The sequence below is a fragment of the Psychrobacter sp. CX21 genome (assembly GCF_057396255.1).
Genome location: NZ_JBXYJG010000005.1, coordinates 141,100 through 156,321, shown reverse-complemented (window position 1 = coordinate 156,321; position 15,222 = coordinate 141,100). Strand labels below are relative to the sequence as shown.

Here is a 15,222-nt window from a genome sequence, read left to right as displayed (position 1 = left end):
GAGCCCATCCTGAATTCTGTGTAACTGCAATTTAGATTAAATGCTTACTAACACGCTCATCGAACATAATCATAAATCGATTAAGAGCAGACGTCCAGTTACGGATGGGCATCGACCACTTTTTAGACGCCTGCTGAGTCGCTAGATAAACAACCTTTAACGCCGCTTGATCAGATGGGAATATCTTACGCTTATTCACAGCGGTACGAATCACGCTATTTAATGACTCGATAGCATTGGTCGTATAAATGGCTTTTCTAATGTCTTTCGGGTAATCAAAGAACACGGTTAAGCCCTCCCAATTATTGCGCCAAGAGGTAACCACATGCGGGTATTTATCGCCCCAGATCTCATTAAACTGCTCAAGGCTAGCCTCTGCCAGCTCAAGCGTATCAGCACCATAAACCGCCTTTAAACCAGCCGCTACTTTTTTTCTATCTTTCCATGGTACAAACTTCATAGAGTAACGTACCATATGCACAATACATAGCTGAACCTGTGTGTTTGGATATACCGTATTAATTGCCTCGCTAAAGCCTTTTAAACCATCCACACAGGCAATAAGAATATCTTGAACCCCACGGTTTTGTAGTTCAGTGAGAATACCTAGCCAGAACTTAGCGCCTTCATTCTCCGATAGCCACATACCCAGTAGCTCCTTTTTGCCCTCAAGATTGACGCCTAAGGCCAGATAGATGGCTTTATTAATGATTTGCTTGTCTTGACGTACTTTAACGACAATGCAGTCTAAATATACGATAGGATATAAGCTACTTAGTGGACGATTCTGCCATGCTGTGATGTCATCTATGATGTTGTCAGTAACCCTTGATACGAGACTGGTTGAGATATCAACGTCATAGATATCTTTGATACTCTCAACAATCTCAGTGGTTGTCTGGCCTTTGGCGTAAAACATGATGATTTTATCATCGAGCCCAGTGATACGAGTTTGATGCTTTGCAACCAATACAGGATCAAAGCTTCCTTCACGGTCTCTGGGTGTAGATACTTCAATCTCACCTGTGTCACTGCGCACTGTCTTTTTGGTGTGACCGTTGCGCTTGTTTGGGGTATCCGCCTTTTCATGCTTAGGATAGCCTAGATGCTCTTCCATCTCGGCTTCTAATGCAGTGTCAATAAATGACTGCATGAGCTCTTTTTGAAATGCTTTGATGTCTTCAAAGCTGCCAACGTGTTTGGCCATTTGTTCGGCTAGTTTTTTTAGTTCTGTTTGTTTTGTCATTGCTTATTCTCCTTTACTATGGATTATAAGCAGTTACACAAAGTTTGGGAAAGTCTCTTGTGCTTTTTTTGCATTAGAGTATTCATTAGGATTAATCAACGTTATCGAAGTCGTATAGGGAGACAGTGTCAACATAACATCTTCACCATTGGACGCGGCCATATCCTCTTCCCGTACCGATTCAAAAATGCTTTGATGGACACTAAACACTTCTTGAGCTACATCTAGGTCGATATATACATAATTATTGTTTACTGCACCTGACTCGACCAGCATTTCATCTAAGATACTGGCCATAACCGTGGTAGATAAAGCAGTACCAATTAGGAAAACCATTCCTTTCTTCATATTTATTCTCTATTTTATTTAATGTTTATTTAATAGCTTATCACAACTATTGTTAGGTTATGTTAGTTAACATTGTCTATGGGTAGGATGTATTTGTCATACCACTACCAAATCAAGTCCTATCATCCACCTCCACCCGAACTTTCCCTGTCAATAACACTTGTATCATGGCCTTTATTTTTTGCTTTAGATCAGCAAGCTGTTTAAAAATCGATTTATTTATCGGTATTGGTAAATACCATAGCAATTTTTTGTTGTTATTTGAGGTGTGGTTGTGGGATAGTGAGGTTGGAAAATATACATATTTTAGGAAAAGAAAAACCGCCAATGTTGCGCGTTACCCAGAGGGCACTATGCGTGACGGTTATGTTGAGTACATTATAGGCGATAATAGATAGCGAGTTAATGTGTTTAATCAAGGGGGTATACATCCTTGTAAATATATTTTCGACAATCGGGGCTAAACCTCACCTAGTTCGGGGCTGATAATTAGAACAGTAGGGTGTCGCATTGCGCACCATTTTCAGTTCTATAATTCTTGATGTCTAGTCAATGAGTTTAGTCAAAAGATATGTACGTCATTACTCTGGGGAATATGTCTAAAATCAATATAGCCAATGTAATTAAATTTATGAGTCTATTATATTCAGAAATTTTATAGCTTGACGCGTTATATCATAATAAGTATAACCATCAGGAGTAGTGATTTTCATAATTAATTTGTTATCTACTAAGCTTTGAACATCATCATCAATGAACCTTTTCTCGCTATAATTAACTCTGATGTTACTGTCCAAGGCATAATCAATAGCCCCGTCAATTGTCTCAAAACGATGCATGCTTTTACTACCCGAATTTGCAAACTGTTTTAAAATATCAATGGCCTGTTCAGAAAACCCTTCTTTAACATCGAATTTATGCGCTAAACCACTTAGACCATCGATATGACTGACAATTAATATTAGTAAGTCGTTTAAATTGGTTAATTTAGAAAGTAACTCATTATGATTACTATTTATTAGGGCTTCTATCTGGGCTTTTAACTCTTGATTATTTTGAATTATTTCTACGGTATTTTTATGATTACTTGAATAAAGCCAGTTGTAAAAATCTTCTATATCAGGCTTAGTGCTGTCATTCAAAGAGTAGAACGACATTAAAAGCCCAATTATTGACGCAAAGTTACTAACAACACTGAAAGCTTCCATTAATCCATCCTAATAATAGAAAATTTTAATTTTAATGCGCGAGGCGCACTATACGCTCCAAAATATAGATTGTTACGAGCTATCCCCATTGACTACGAATTTTTTTCTCAAAGTAGTCCAGTAAAGTTAACTTTGTTATAAGGAACTCATGTGCGGTATCTTTGTTAAAAGAGTCATAAGGTGACTTATAACACCTAATTTTGCCTGAGCCTTCTGCCCAACTTGAGCTACAGTCCTCTTCCTTAAGTACTTTATCTGTAATCTCAATTTGTTCTGGAGTTTTGATATTAAACGCGTAGTAGTTAATGCAAAATCGCTTACCTTTGCGACCGTCAAGAAATAGGACAACGTCCGATTTAGTTTGCCATGATTCAAATGAGAATCGAAGAGCGGGGTAACCATGCCAATGATGAAGCTTAGTATTAACTTGATCATTTGGGAAAGCGGATTGTATTTTTTTAAGTAGTTCTTTTTGATAAGCACCAATTACTTTTTGTTTGATATCTTCTGCTTGTTTAATGGTTGCTAAGTTATCCAAAACGTACGATACAGTTTCACTAGGCATGTTTGGTTTAGACATAATTCCCTCTAAATGTAATATAAACTCACGTAGTAAAACCAGCCATTTATTTATTGGCTGGTCAACAAAGGCGTTCGCTAATTTATTTCTTAAGCTATTAAGTAGTATAGGATAACTTAAACCCAACCACTCGTTAGGTGCCTTACCTTTAGGGGATAGAACAACATAAAGTGACTGCTTCTCTTTGAGCATATTGGATGAGTCAATATGCTGTTTATAGGTCTTGAAAGGATTAACCTGATGGTGAAAAATTTTATTTTCAATCACCATAACCCAGTCATTACCTTCTAGCAGTAAGTCGATCCGTTTGTTGTTTTTGGTGCTAACTTCGCGGACAGGTTCGCTAATCGTTGCGTAGTCATCAAAGTTGATGTTGGCTGACTCTGGATTGGCGGTAGCCAGTGCATCAAATAAGGCTTCCATCATCAACGTACCCAAGCCATGTGCGCCATCACTGTCACAGAAGAAGGCAAGCACATCGGAAGTCGGATTTTCGTAATAACCGCGACTGCCAATACTTAAGATTGTAGGCTCAGGTGTTTCAGGCGTTGGTAGCGTTTTAAGATGCTCTAGCAGTTGTCTTAATTGTTCTAATTGCATAACTAAACCTCCACCCGAACTTTCCCTGTCAACAACACTTGCATCAACGCCTTTTTCTCTTGTTGTAAATCGGCAAGCTGTTGTTCAAGTACCTCGATTTCTTTATCGGCATTGGTTAATACAGTTGCGATTTTTTGTTGTTCTACTAAGGAAGGTGTTTTTATATCAATATTTTTAATAATTGTACCGCTTAGATTAGGTTGACCTCCTTGAACGAGTTGAAGTGCTTTAACCATCTCAACTTCAAGTAGGTAAAATAAAAATAAATTATAATATTCAGGTGTAGGTTCTAAAGCTAAAACAGCTTGATTTAGTGTGGCTCCATCTAACTCATTTAAAGCGACCTTTCCTGCTGTAGCGCCATACATAGCAATCAGAATACTACGAGTTTTTACTATTTTAGCTGAAGAATTCTGCAGTCCCAATTCTGTAATATACTCATCTACTGATACAATAAATCTATCATTAACTTTTCCAGAGGTTATCCATGGTATATCACCTCCATAATATTCAGGGTTAGCTCTAGATGGTGTCCCGCCTGAAAAGCACTTAGACGTCGATCCAACTTTAACCTTTTCCCATTCCCCATCAAACTGCACACCATTCTCATCAAGCAACCGCTTTTGACCCGTCAACAACTGCTGCATCAACGCCTTTTTCTGCTGTTTGCTGTTATCAATCAAACGCTCTGTGGTATCAATCGCCTTATCCCAAATAGTTAGTATTTTGGCGATTTTCTGTTGTTCGGATAGGGGTGGTTTAGCAATTTTGATTTTTTTCAACTCTGTTATACTTATGAATGGTTGATCAGAACCAATCGATTTCCTAGAAACAAATTCAAAAATAGCGCTGTTTAAGTAGTAATAGTAAAAATCTTTATCTAAATCATCAGACTTAAAATCAATACGACCAACTCTTTGGTAAAGTATGCTTGGAACATCTTTCTCAGTAAGTTTGACTAGCTTAAGTTTTCCCTGTGTTATTGGACGATTTAAGGCTAGCAAGATATCATTTTCTTTAAGTACTATATCTGGGTATGATTCACAATAAGAATTGGGTAGGTAGCTAATATTATCCCACTTCACAAAACCATATGAAACATTATCAATTTTAACTAAAGGTATACCTGTTTTTGAATATTCAGCATACTTAAAACCGAACCCAGATTTAACAGAGAAGAGGCAATCGAATTTTTTAATTTCCCATCCTTTAGGCACCATAACCCAACTCCTTCAGATAGCCGTCCATCTCTTTCTCTAACGCCGCCATTTCCGCTTTTAGTGCCAATCGCTCACGACGCACTGCAACCAAATCAATCTCTGGCTCAGGCTCAAAGGTATCAACATAGCGTGGAATGTTTAAATTAAAGTCGTTCTCTGCAATTTCATCAAAGCTGGCAACATAGGCGTACTTATCAACAAACTCACGATTTTTGTAAGTGGTGATAATTTTGTCTAAATCATCGTCGGTCAATCGGTTTTGGTTCGAGCCAGACTCATACTCACGACTGGCATCAATAAACAATACGGAGTTATCGACTTTACCACTAACAGGATTGGTTTTATTCTTTTTAAATATCAAAATAGCCGCAGGAATACCCGTGCCAAAAAATAGCTTTTCGGGTAAACCAATCACCGCATCCAATAAGTTTTCTTCAATCAACTGCTTACGGATTTTGCCCTCGCTAGACCCACGGAACAGTACCCCATGCGGCACCACCACACCCATACGCCCGCCTTGTTTTGATGAGGAGGCAGGTTTTAAAGTTTCAATCATATGGGTAATAAACGCATAGTCGCCTTTGGTTTTGGGCGGTAGACCACGGTGGAAACGACCATACGGGTCATCTTCGGCAACATCATGACCCCATTTTTTAAGCGAGAATGGCGGATTGGCAGTCACCACATCAAAGCGCAACAAGTTGTCTTTATCATCCAGTAGCAACGGATGACGCAAGGTGTCGCCCCATTCAATACGGTGGTTGTCTTCCCCATGCAAAAACATATTCATTTTTGCCAAAGCCCACGTCGAGCCAATCGCCTCTTGCCCAAACAACTCATAATTTTTAGAATTACTATTTTTGCGTACCATAGCCCCGCACTTAATCAATAATGAGCCAGAGCCACAAGCAGGGTCGCATATCGCATCGCCCTCAGTGGGTGCCAGTAAGGTAGCGAGTAGGGTGGACACTTCAGGCGGTGTATAGAACTCGCCCGCACTGGCACCAGAGTCTGCCGCAAAGTGCTTAATTAAGAACTCATAGGCATTACCAATCACATCAAGACTGCCGACACGCGAGGGGCTTAGGTTCATCACCGCTTTACCAAAGTCTTCTAACAAATGGCGCAGCAGCTCGTTCTTCTTTTTTTCATTGCCCAGTTTATCGGTATTAAAACTGATGTCTTGGAACACATTTCTAAGCTTATTGCCATTGGCTTCTTCAATGGCGTGCAATGCCTCATCAATGCGCTGCCCATTGCCCGGTTGATGGCGCTGCTCGTACAAGTCCCAAAAGCTTGACCCCTCAGGCAGTACAAAACGCTGATTGTCCATAAGCTCTGTGACTAATGCAGCATCGCCATACTCTGCCATCAGCGTGTTGTATTCGTCACGATACACATCCGACAGATACTTTAAAAACAGCATGGTTAAGATAAAGTCTTTATAAGTGTCGGCACTAATCACACCGCGGAAGGTATCACACGCATTCCAGACGGCTTTGTTGATTTCGGATTGACTAATGGAGTCTGACGTATTGGCAGAAGCGTTTTTTAAATCGAGCATTGGGATAAAATCCTTAATTTGTGCAATTTTTTATAAAGTTTTGATGTTATAAAGTATCAAAGTGGCTAAGGCAGGTAGTTATGATAACTTACTGTTTTTAATGCGCTTATATTTTAATTCAAGTTAATTCTTAATTCTTTAAAGTATTAATTAAATAAGGTAGTTTGAGGCAAATCGAGTTATGTTAAGGGTTTTGGTATTATTAGATGTCATGCAACATATGCCTGTCGCTAATAAGGATACAAATGGGTTTGGTAATTGTAGCATTAACATTAACTGCTTTAGTAATAAAGAATGAGTAATAAAACCCATCTATAGTCAGCGAACTACTAAACGCGGTGTCTCGTTAAAGCCTATTCCCGTATTTCTTACTCTTGCACTCGGTTGCCTAGTAACCATTTATAGTCAAAGAACTTTAAAGTAGTCACAAGGCAACCGAGTGCAAGTACTACTAGGGTAGGCTTAACGAGGTTAACACCGTGACTATTTATAAGTTCGCCGACTATAGACTTCTATGACTATAGTAAATACTTAGCTTAAAAATAAGCTCAATAAAAAACCTGCACACTGGCAGGTTTTAAGTTTTTATAAATAACTATCTAGAGTTTAAGGGTATATATAGTCAAAGAACTTTAAAGTAGTCACAAGGCAACCGAGTGCAAGTACTACTAGGGTAGGCTTAACGAGGTTAACACCGTGACTCTTTATAAGTTCGCTGACTATAGTGTAAGGGTAACTTACCACATCAAGTCATCAGGGATAACATACGCAGCGTATGGATCATCCTCATCAATATCGTCAGACTTATCATTTGATTCAACAATAAACCCTTCCATTTTCTCGTTGATTCTATCGGCCAATGGGCGCGGTAATAAAGCATAACCATCTTCTAAACGCGCAATAGAAACATGACCCGCTACCACTTGATCATATAGCTTTTGGCTAAGTGACAGCTTTTTGATTTTGCCATCATCTACAAATTGATAATCGACCTCATCAGCGCTGTCGTCTTTAGATTTGTTGTGCGCGCCACTAGTAGTATTAATATCATTTTGATTAGCATCCGAAGCTTTAATCTGATGCTGATTAATCATCTGCACGATATTAGAGCGCAGAGTTTTCTCTTCAAGCGCCTTTTGACGTTCTAAATTCAGCTTTTGATCCTTTTCAAGCTTCTCAGCCTGTGCTTTGGCCACAGATTCTTTAATTGCTTTATCAGGATCATCACCAACACGTTTGGCATGCGCCGCTTGTTTGGTGAGTTTCTTTGCTTTTTTATCATCTACTAGCCCCGCTTTAAGCAGCTGCGCTTGTAATGCATTTTTTGCCATAAGTTTTGCCTTATAAAAGGAGTATAGAGAATACGTTGATAGATTATTTAATCAGAGAGGGTCATAGCGTTTAATAGACTAAATATGCCGTTTATGCATGACGGGCGCTAGATAGTGATTATAACATTTAGCTGATTATTAATTGGTTACTAACTGGCTGATGACTGGCTGATGACTGGCTGCTGAATGACTAATATCTGCAGCTAACATACTGTTAGTTTAAATATGACTGATAGCAGACTTATTGACGACTTAATAGCAACTTATTGATCAGTGGAAGCGTAGTGACCCTTAAGCGTTATATTACCAGTACAGACACGGGTTAAAGTATCAGGATTGTTACTATCTATAGACAACACATTGTCTTTAAATCGCAAAAATATTAACCCTTTAGAGATGTCTTTAGGGCCGCTGACTTGTACAACAGGTTGGCTATGATTATTAGAGGATTCTAAAGTTGTCGATACCATAGGTGACAAAGATAGGTGTTGGTCATTGAATGCATGCGCCGAGTAACTAAAATCAGTCTCGTTTAACGCATTAGAGACGGGTAATAGAGTAAAGTCTTGCAGTGGCTGTATAGCTGATTGAGCGGTGCCATTTATGACATGAGCAATTGACATCATAGATGCATGATTATGATCGGCTGAATATTTGAAGCTTTCAACAGGTATCGTATATACGATGCCATGTAGCGCATCTTGACCCATTAATGTTGCCGTGCCGTTGTAATGACATGCTGGCTGGTTTAAATCACTGATATTAGTGGTGGTGACTTTAAATGATATGTTTTTAGTCGGTTTTGATAGCCCGAGCTTTTTTATGTGTACCACAATATTCGACGCTGAATCTTGATCAGCGCGTTTTATCTGATGTTTTTTATAAGCCCCAGCAATTTCAACGTCTTGCGGCGAAGATAGATGGTTTTGGGTATTCGCGAATGTTGGCTGCAAATTTGATGACGGCGTATTCGTAAAACAGCCCAATAACGACATTGAGAATAGGGTGCTAAATAAGACTGTTTTAAAAAATGTGATAGAGGGCACGTTGCTTTCCACTGTTTAACGTTTTATCAAGATATATATTTATTATGCCACAACTTGTCTTTACAGTCTTTAAATTTAAAGCAAAATTGACCCAATTTGAGCATTTTGAGCAAATGTGGCCTAAATAATTACTGTTAAAAGATCAATACCGCGAAAATAACGCAAGAAATGAACCTTTATAGGGTGGTATAAAAAATCTATATATTTAGTGTATATTCCATTTATTCACTAAGATAGGGTTAAACATCATTAAACTAAATAACTAAGCCTTGTTAGCATAGCGATCACCAAATGGCAGACAGTTTATCGTCATAAGCCAAATATTTTTTGCCATATTTTAAGCCACAGTTTATGCGCTAACTATGCGTTAACTATGCATTAACTAAGCGCTAATTAAGCAGGCTGCTATAAAGGAAAACCGCATGAGCACTACATATCGTTTCGGCAATGCCATCAAGCTTGCATCTATTACTACCTTTACCACATTAGCTATCGGACTTAGCGCATGTGGCAATCAGCAAGCGGAGACGGATGCACAAACATCGACTGATGCTGCAACGACCACTGGCGACAATGTCGAATTATTAAACGTCTCATATGATGTGGCTCGCGACTTTTATAAAGATTACAACCCAATGTTCAAAGCGCATTATGAAACACAGAATCCGGGTAGTACAGTGACTATTAAGCAGTCGCACGGTGGTTCAAGTAAGCAAGCTCTATCTGTTGCTAATGGATTGCAAGCAGATGTCGCCACGATGAACCAAGGTTCAGACATTGAGCTACTTCAGAAAAAAGGTCTGGTTGCTGATGATTGGGAAGAGACATTCCCTGATCACTCGGTGCCATTTACCAGCACCATCGTATTTTTGGTTCGTAAAGATAATCCTAAGAATATTTCAGGATGGGATGATTTAACCCAGCCAGGCTTAGAGATTGTCATGGCAAACCCAAAAGTTACGGGTAACGGTCGTTATGCGTTCTTAGGTGCGTATGGTTATGGTCTGCATAAATTCAATAATGATGAGACGCAAGCCAAGAGCTTTGTAAAAGGTTTATTAAAAAATATCAAAGTGTATGAAAATGGCGGACGCGCTGCTACAACTACTTTCGTACAGCGTAACATCGGTGATGTATTGATCACATTTGAAAATGAATCTAATTTGGCAGCCACTAAGTTTGGTAAAGGTCAGGTTGATATTGTGTATCCTGATTATTCAATCAAGTCTGAAAGTCCTGTGGCCGTTGTGAAGACGGTAACCGAGAAAAAGGGTACAACTGAGCCTGCAACCGCTTATTTAGATCACTTGTGGAGTGATGAAGCACAGCAGCTTGCCGCCGATTTATACCTTCGTCCAAGCGTTCAAACCGTACTGGATGCCAATAGTGATAAATTGCCGCCTGTGGATACGTTTAGACCAAATGATGTATTTGGTACCTGGGATGAGATCATGAGCACGTACTTTAGCGAAGGTGGTGTGTTTGATGAATTGGCGATTAATGCTCCTGAATAAAATAGTGCTTAAGTTTTAAGCTCTTAAATTTCAGACAGCTTTGTCAGTGATAACAGTCATAAAATGCCAGTAGAAACATTATCGTTTTTACTGTGCATGTTATGACTGTTTTTTACTTTAACGCTATAAGGTTTATTCAGTTTTAGATGAGACTTTTTTAATTTTAGATGAGCTTATGTTCATAACCATTAACCAGTGCTGATCATCAGTGCTGACGCTTGAATGGTTAGCAAAGCTTATTAACATTCGCACCTTATATTCGTTCTTATATTCCTATTATGCACTTAGATAGCCTTATTCATCATTAAACTTAATAGCAGACCCCTGATAGCATAAGCAACATCAAATTAGGAGTGCTTTATGAGTTCAACCCCTGCATCGTCGACCACGGCCAATCACACACGCAATCGTTCGTGGCTTACTAAGCTACGTCAGCGTAACGTGTTGCCAGGATTCGGTTTGTCGATGGGCATAACCGTATTAAGCTTATCGCTATTGGTAATATTACCCTTTGCGATGATGGCTTATACCACCACTCAAATGGGGTTGTCAGGTTTCATAGAAGTCATAAGCCAACCACAAGTAAAAGCGGCAATCATTTTGTCATTAAAAATGTCATTTTACGCCATGTTGACTAATATGGTCTTTGGCACGTTAGTTGCGTGGGTATTGGTTCGTTATGAGTTCTGGGGTAAATCTTTGATTAATGCTTTGGTAGATTTACCTTTTGCGCTACCAACAGCGGTAACGGGTATATCGCTCGCCACGTTATATGCACCAAACGGTTTGATTGGACAATTCTTTGCCAAAGCAGGTATACAAGTGGCATTTACGCCAATAGGTATTTGGCTGGCTTTAGTGGTTGTGAGTTTCCCTTTTATCGTACGCGCGGTTCAACCTGTATTAGAGGAGCTGTCAGTAGAATTTGAAGAAGCCGCTGCTGTATTAGGTGCTAATAGGCTAACGACATTTAGAACCATTATACTGCCAGAGTTATTGCCCGCATTGCTGATGGGGGCTGGCATGATGTTCGCGCGGGCGACTGGCGAATATGGCTCGGTTATTTTTATAGCAGGTAATATTCCGATGCATTCGGAGATACTACCGATTATTATAATCAGTAAACTTGAGCAATTCGATATTCAAGGAGCTTCTGCGGTCGCTTTATTTATGCTGATTATCTCGTTTGTTATTTTGTTGTCCATCAATATATTGCAGTGGCGTTTGTCACGACGAGTCGGTGCAAAATAGCTTATTTTAATTACGTGTAAACGATGACAATGATGTGTTCAATCGGCTCTTATTGATCGCTTACAAACCTATGAATGACCTTCAATTAACTAACGACACCTTTAAGCAGACTCTTAAGCAGACTCTATTCAAGTTTTAGGACAAGACCATGCAAGTATCAAATGGATACGATTATCAAAACAATGCCGCTACCCGAGACGCCCCTTGGGTGCGTTTGCTATTTATTGGTATTGCATCATTATTCATGATCATTATGCTAATCATTCCTTTAGCCGCCGTATTCTATGAAGCGCTAAAAGGTGGCTGGGATTTATATGTGGCGGCACTGGTAGAACCTGAAGCAGTCGCTGCTATCAAATTAACGTTATTAACCGCAGCTATTGTGTTGCCTATTAATATCATTATGGGTGTTGCCATTGCGTGGTTAGTAACCCGCTATAAATTCAAAGGCAAACAAATCATCACCACGCTACTAGATTTACCTTTTTCGGTGTCTCCTGTCGTAGCGGGTCTCATGTTTGTTATGTTGTTTGGGCTCAATTCAACCATGGGTGGTTGGCTTGAAGCTCAGGGAATTCAAGTAATCTTTGCCGTACCGGGTATCGTACTTGCTACCTTGTTTGTCACGTTTCCTTTCATTGCACGCGAACTAATTCCTTTGATGCAATCTCAAGGGGACAGTGAAGAACAAGCTGCACTAACGCTAGGGGCATCAGGCTGGCAAGTGTTTTGGCATGTGACACTGCCAAATATCAAATGGGCACTTCTTTACGGTATTATTTTAACCAATGCAAGAGCCATGGGTGAGTTTGGTGCGGTCAGTGTGGTATCAGGACACATTCGCGGTGAGACCAATACCATGCCGCTTTTGGTTGAAATTGCCTATAACGAATACAATTTTACTGCCGCATTTGCATTATCTAGCATATTAGCCGCACTGGCTCTACTCACGTTACTAGTACAGCAATTAATGACAAAGCTGCAAGCCCGAAAGTTTGCCAAAGCCAATGTACGTAACCCAATCACAACCACAAAGCTTGTGGTTGAAAATAACGATGATACAAGTGCAGATATAAATATGGATTCAAACTTTCTTTCAAACACTGATTCAAAAGATGCAAATTATTTAGGTCGCTTAAATTCTAAAAATAATGAACAATTAAAGTTATAGTCAGCGAACTACTAAACGGTTACAGTGTTAACCTCGTTAAGCCTACTCCAGTAGTACTTGCACTCGGTTGCCTTGTAACCATTTTAGACTTCTTTGACTATAGATATCAAACGTAAGAAGCGTATTAGTTAATAACTATGGCTTAATTAATAATGATTCGAATAAATTAGTAGCTCTAAAAATAAAAAGAGTATAGATATGAGTATAGATATTCAAAACGTATATAAAAGTTTCGGTGATTTTGTAGCTTTAGACAATATTACCTTAAGTGTGCCAACTGGCAAACTGACTACATTGTTAGGGCCGTCAGGCTGCGGTAAAACCACCTTATTACGAATAATTGCTGGTCTTGAATATTCAGACCGTGGCCGAATATTGTTTGATGGTGAAGATGTCACAGATGTTCCAGTACAAAAACGTCATATCGGGTTTATGTTCCAGCATTACGCATTATTTAGACACAAAACGATTGGCCAAAATATAGCGTTCGGTCTTAATTTGCTACCTAAGAGCGAACGACCTAGTAAAGCGGATATTCAAAAAAGGGTAACGCATTTATTAGAATTGGTACAGTTACCCTCGCTAATAAATGCCTATCCACATCAGCTATCAGGCGGACAGCGCCAACGTATTGCGTTAGCCCGCGCACTGGCAATCGAGCCAAAGCTGTTACTACTTGATGAGCCGTTTGGCGCATTGGATGCCAAAGTTCGAAAGGAGCTACGTAAGTGGCTCAAAAATATTCATCATGAACTGGGTGTAACCAGCATCATGGTGACGCACGACCAAGAAGAAGCCCGTGATGTCTCGGATGAGATTGTGGTGATGAATCATGGTACGGTTGAGCAAATTGGAACACCGCAAGAGTTAATCACTAATCCAGCCAGCGATTTTGTCGAAGATTTCCTAGATTTAGTTTAAATCTATTTATTTTAAAGTTATTTCCAAATAAAAAGGACCCTAAGGGTCCTTTTTGAATTATGGTGTAATTTAAGTCTTATCTATAACTTATCAATTGCTAATTAATTGCCAATCTATATCTTACCTAAGCAAAATGACAGGCGCAGTAGTCTTTGATAGAAGTCTGGTTGTGGTGCTTCCAACAAAAAATTGACGCAATTTGGACTTACCATAAGCGCCTATTACAAACATACTGATGTTGTTTTCAATACGAAATCTCGTTAAAGCATCGACCACATCTTTGTTGTCTTGCTTTCTGACTTCTACTTCATGGGCAGACACATCCAGACCCGCATCAATCATTTGTTTTTGTGCTTTATATAGGGATTGCTGATGGTCCACATCACGGTTACCGACCATTACGATATAACCTTTCAAAGTTTTGGCAAGGGGGCTATCACAAATCAGTTGCACTGCTTTTTGTGCGGTAGGGCTGTTGTCAAAAGCCAGCATATAAGAGTCAGGCGTCTTAAAATCATCTGAACACACCATAATAGGACGACTAACTGCGCGTACCACACTTTCTATTTGACTACCGATATTGACGCGTTCGTTTTGATGATCTTGCCCACGGCGTCCAAGTATGACGACATGAGTTTCATCAAGGGTGTGTTCTATAGCGGGTAGAAGCTTGCTACGACGTAAGGACAAATGAATACTATCTTTATCAATAGTCGATGTTTTTAGCATGTGCTCTTTAGCATCTTTTAATAGAGCCGTTCCATGCTGATTGGCAACTTTGGATACTTGCTCATCTAGCATAGCCAATTCGTTCATCAGGTGACTACGGCTGTCCATACCAATGGCACCGCTCAAGTCATGTCGATAGGAACGAGGCACATCAATAACGTGTAATAGCTTCGCATCCAGATCAAGCTGTTGGCTATACCACGCTGCATAATCACAGACAGATGTTGTCACAGACGATCCATCAATACAGGCTAAAACGGTATTTAAAGCTGTGGTTGTCATTATTATATCCTTTAGTAATTAATATTGATGAAGATTAAATAAGTTGTTCAAAGTTTTAGTAACCGTAGTTGGATTAGTTTTAATAGTGAGGAATATATTGATTGTTAATGCACTTTTCCATAATACGTTTTATTTTAGCGTGCTTTTATGTAAATAGTGCCATAAATAGCAGTATGAATCGATATGAAGGTGTCAACGTTATATAGCTTAT

General features: G+C 39.3%; 13 protein-coding genes. 4 read left to right on the top strand and 9 right to left on the bottom strand.

Annotated elements, in window-relative coordinates; translation table 11 throughout:
• Positions 1 to 31: 31 nt before the first annotated feature.
• From AC2SLP_RS04990 to AC2SLP_RS04955, 8 genes are all read right to left on the bottom strand, one after another.
• A complete protein-coding gene (locus AC2SLP_RS04990) occupies positions 32 to 1,246 on the bottom strand; it encodes an IS256 family transposase (RefSeq protein WP_486535535.1) in 1,215 nt (404 codons plus the stop codon).
• A 33-nt stretch (positions 1,247 to 1,279) separates the two neighbouring features.
• The gene (locus tag AC2SLP_RS04985; RefSeq protein ID WP_486535534.1) at positions 1,280 to 1,594 is read right to left on the bottom strand and encodes a hypothetical protein; all 315 of its coding nucleotides are present in this window, start codon (positions 1,592 to 1,594) and stop codon (positions 1,280 to 1,282) included.
• Positions 1,595 to 2,223: 629 nt separating this feature from the next.
• Entirely contained in the window at positions 2,224 to 2,802 is a 579-nt protein-coding gene (locus AC2SLP_RS04980) for a hypothetical protein (protein WP_486535533.1), read from the bottom strand.
• 79 nt (positions 2,803 to 2,881) lie between these two features.
• Positions 2,882 to 3,982 carry a PD-(D/E)XK nuclease family protein gene (locus AC2SLP_RS04975; RefSeq protein ID WP_486535532.1) on the bottom strand — a complete coding sequence of 367 codons (1,101 nt, stop codon included), beginning with the start codon at positions 3,980 to 3,982 and terminating at the stop codon, positions 2,882 to 2,884.
• A gap of 2 nt (positions 3,983 to 3,984) precedes the next feature.
• Entirely contained in the window at positions 3,985 to 5,202 is a 1,218-nt protein-coding gene (locus AC2SLP_RS04970; protein WP_486535531.1) for a restriction endonuclease subunit S, read from the bottom strand.
• Positions 5,192 to 6,766: a type I restriction-modification system subunit M gene (locus tag AC2SLP_RS04965; protein WP_486535530.1), complete on the bottom strand. Its 1,575-nt coding sequence runs from the start codon at positions 6,764 to 6,766 to the stop codon at positions 5,192 to 5,194. Before AC2SLP_RS04965 ends, AC2SLP_RS04970 begins: the two co-directional genes overlap by 11 nt.
• A 737-nt stretch (positions 6,767 to 7,503) precedes the next feature.
• Positions 7,504 to 8,097: a DUF2058 domain-containing protein gene (locus AC2SLP_RS04960; protein ID WP_486535529.1), complete on the bottom strand. Its 594-nt coding sequence runs from the start codon at positions 8,095 to 8,097 to the stop codon at positions 7,504 to 7,506.
• A gap of 263 nt (positions 8,098 to 8,360) precedes the next feature.
• A complete protein-coding gene (locus tag AC2SLP_RS04955; protein ID WP_486535528.1) occupies positions 8,361 to 9,143 on the bottom strand; it encodes a hypothetical protein in 783 nt (260 codons plus the stop codon).
• Positions 9,144 to 9,565: 422 nt separating this feature from the next.
• On the opposite strand from AC2SLP_RS04955, the gene AC2SLP_RS04950 reads away from it, so the two are divergent.
• From AC2SLP_RS04950 to AC2SLP_RS04935, 4 genes are all read left to right on the top strand, one after another.
• Positions 9,566 to 10,657: a sulfate ABC transporter substrate-binding protein gene (locus AC2SLP_RS04950; RefSeq protein WP_486535527.1), complete on the top strand. Its 1,092-nt coding sequence runs from the start codon at positions 9,566 to 9,568 to the stop codon at positions 10,655 to 10,657.
• 360 nt (positions 10,658 to 11,017) lie between these two features.
• Entirely contained in the window at positions 11,018 to 11,908 is an 891-nt protein-coding gene (cysT, locus tag AC2SLP_RS04945) for a sulfate ABC transporter permease subunit CysT (RefSeq protein ID WP_486535526.1), read from the top strand.
• 148 nt (positions 11,909 to 12,056) lie between these two features.
• Positions 12,057 to 13,079 carry a sulfate ABC transporter permease subunit CysW gene (gene cysW, locus AC2SLP_RS04940; RefSeq protein ID WP_486535525.1) on the top strand — a complete coding sequence of 341 codons (1,023 nt, stop codon included), beginning with the start codon at positions 12,057 to 12,059 and terminating at the stop codon, positions 13,077 to 13,079.
• Between the two features lie 198 nt (positions 13,080 to 13,277).
• Positions 13,278 to 14,000: a sulfate/molybdate ABC transporter ATP-binding protein gene (locus AC2SLP_RS04935; RefSeq protein WP_486535524.1), complete on the top strand. Its 723-nt coding sequence runs from the start codon at positions 13,278 to 13,280 to the stop codon at positions 13,998 to 14,000.
• Positions 14,001 to 14,120: 120 nt separating this feature from the next.
• Here the strand turns inward: AC2SLP_RS04935 and AC2SLP_RS04930 are convergent, their stop codons facing one another.
• Entirely contained in the window at positions 14,121 to 15,011 is an 891-nt protein-coding gene (locus AC2SLP_RS04930) for a universal stress protein (protein WP_486535523.1), read from the bottom strand.
• Between the last annotated feature and the right edge of the window lie 211 nt (positions 15,012 to 15,222).

Bases quoted from the DNA above. Each gene is read 5' to 3' on its own strand.
- AC2SLP_RS04990 (WP_486535535.1), bottom strand. From the start codon at position 1,246: ATGACAAAACAAACAGAACTAAAAAAACTAGCCGAACAAATGGCCAAA.
- AC2SLP_RS04985 (WP_486535534.1), bottom strand. From the start codon at position 1,594: ATGAAGAAAGGAATGGTTTTCCTAATTGGTACTGCTTTATCTACCACG.
- AC2SLP_RS04980 (WP_486535533.1), bottom strand. From the start codon at position 2,802: ATGGAAGCTTTCAGTGTTGTTAGTAACTTTGCGTCAATAATTGGGCTT.
- AC2SLP_RS04975 (WP_486535532.1), bottom strand. From the start codon at position 3,982: ATGCAATTAGAACAATTAAGACAACTGCTAGAGCATCTTAAAACGCTA.
- AC2SLP_RS04970 (WP_486535531.1), bottom strand. From the start codon at position 5,202: ATGGTGCCTAAAGGATGGGAAATTAAAAAATTCGATTGCCTCTTCTCT.
- AC2SLP_RS04965 (WP_486535530.1), bottom strand. From the start codon at position 6,766: ATGCTCGATTTAAAAAACGCTTCTGCCAATACGTCAGACTCCATTAGT.
- AC2SLP_RS04960 (WP_486535529.1), bottom strand. From the start codon at position 8,097: ATGGCAAAAAATGCATTACAAGCGCAGCTGCTTAAAGCGGGGCTAGTA.
- AC2SLP_RS04950 (WP_486535527.1), top strand. From the start codon at position 9,566: ATGAGCACTACATATCGTTTCGGCAATGCCATCAAGCTTGCATCTATT.
- cysT (WP_486535526.1), top strand. From the start codon at position 11,018: ATGAGTTCAACCCCTGCATCGTCGACCACGGCCAATCACACACGCAAT.
- cysW (WP_486535525.1), top strand. From the start codon at position 12,057: ATGCAAGTATCAAATGGATACGATTATCAAAACAATGCCGCTACCCGA.
- AC2SLP_RS04935 (WP_486535524.1), top strand. From the start codon at position 13,278: ATGAGTATAGATATTCAAAACGTATATAAAAGTTTCGGTGATTTTGTA.
- AC2SLP_RS04930 (WP_486535523.1), bottom strand. From the start codon at position 15,011: ATGACAACCACAGCTTTAAATACCGTTTTAGCCTGTATTGATGGATCG.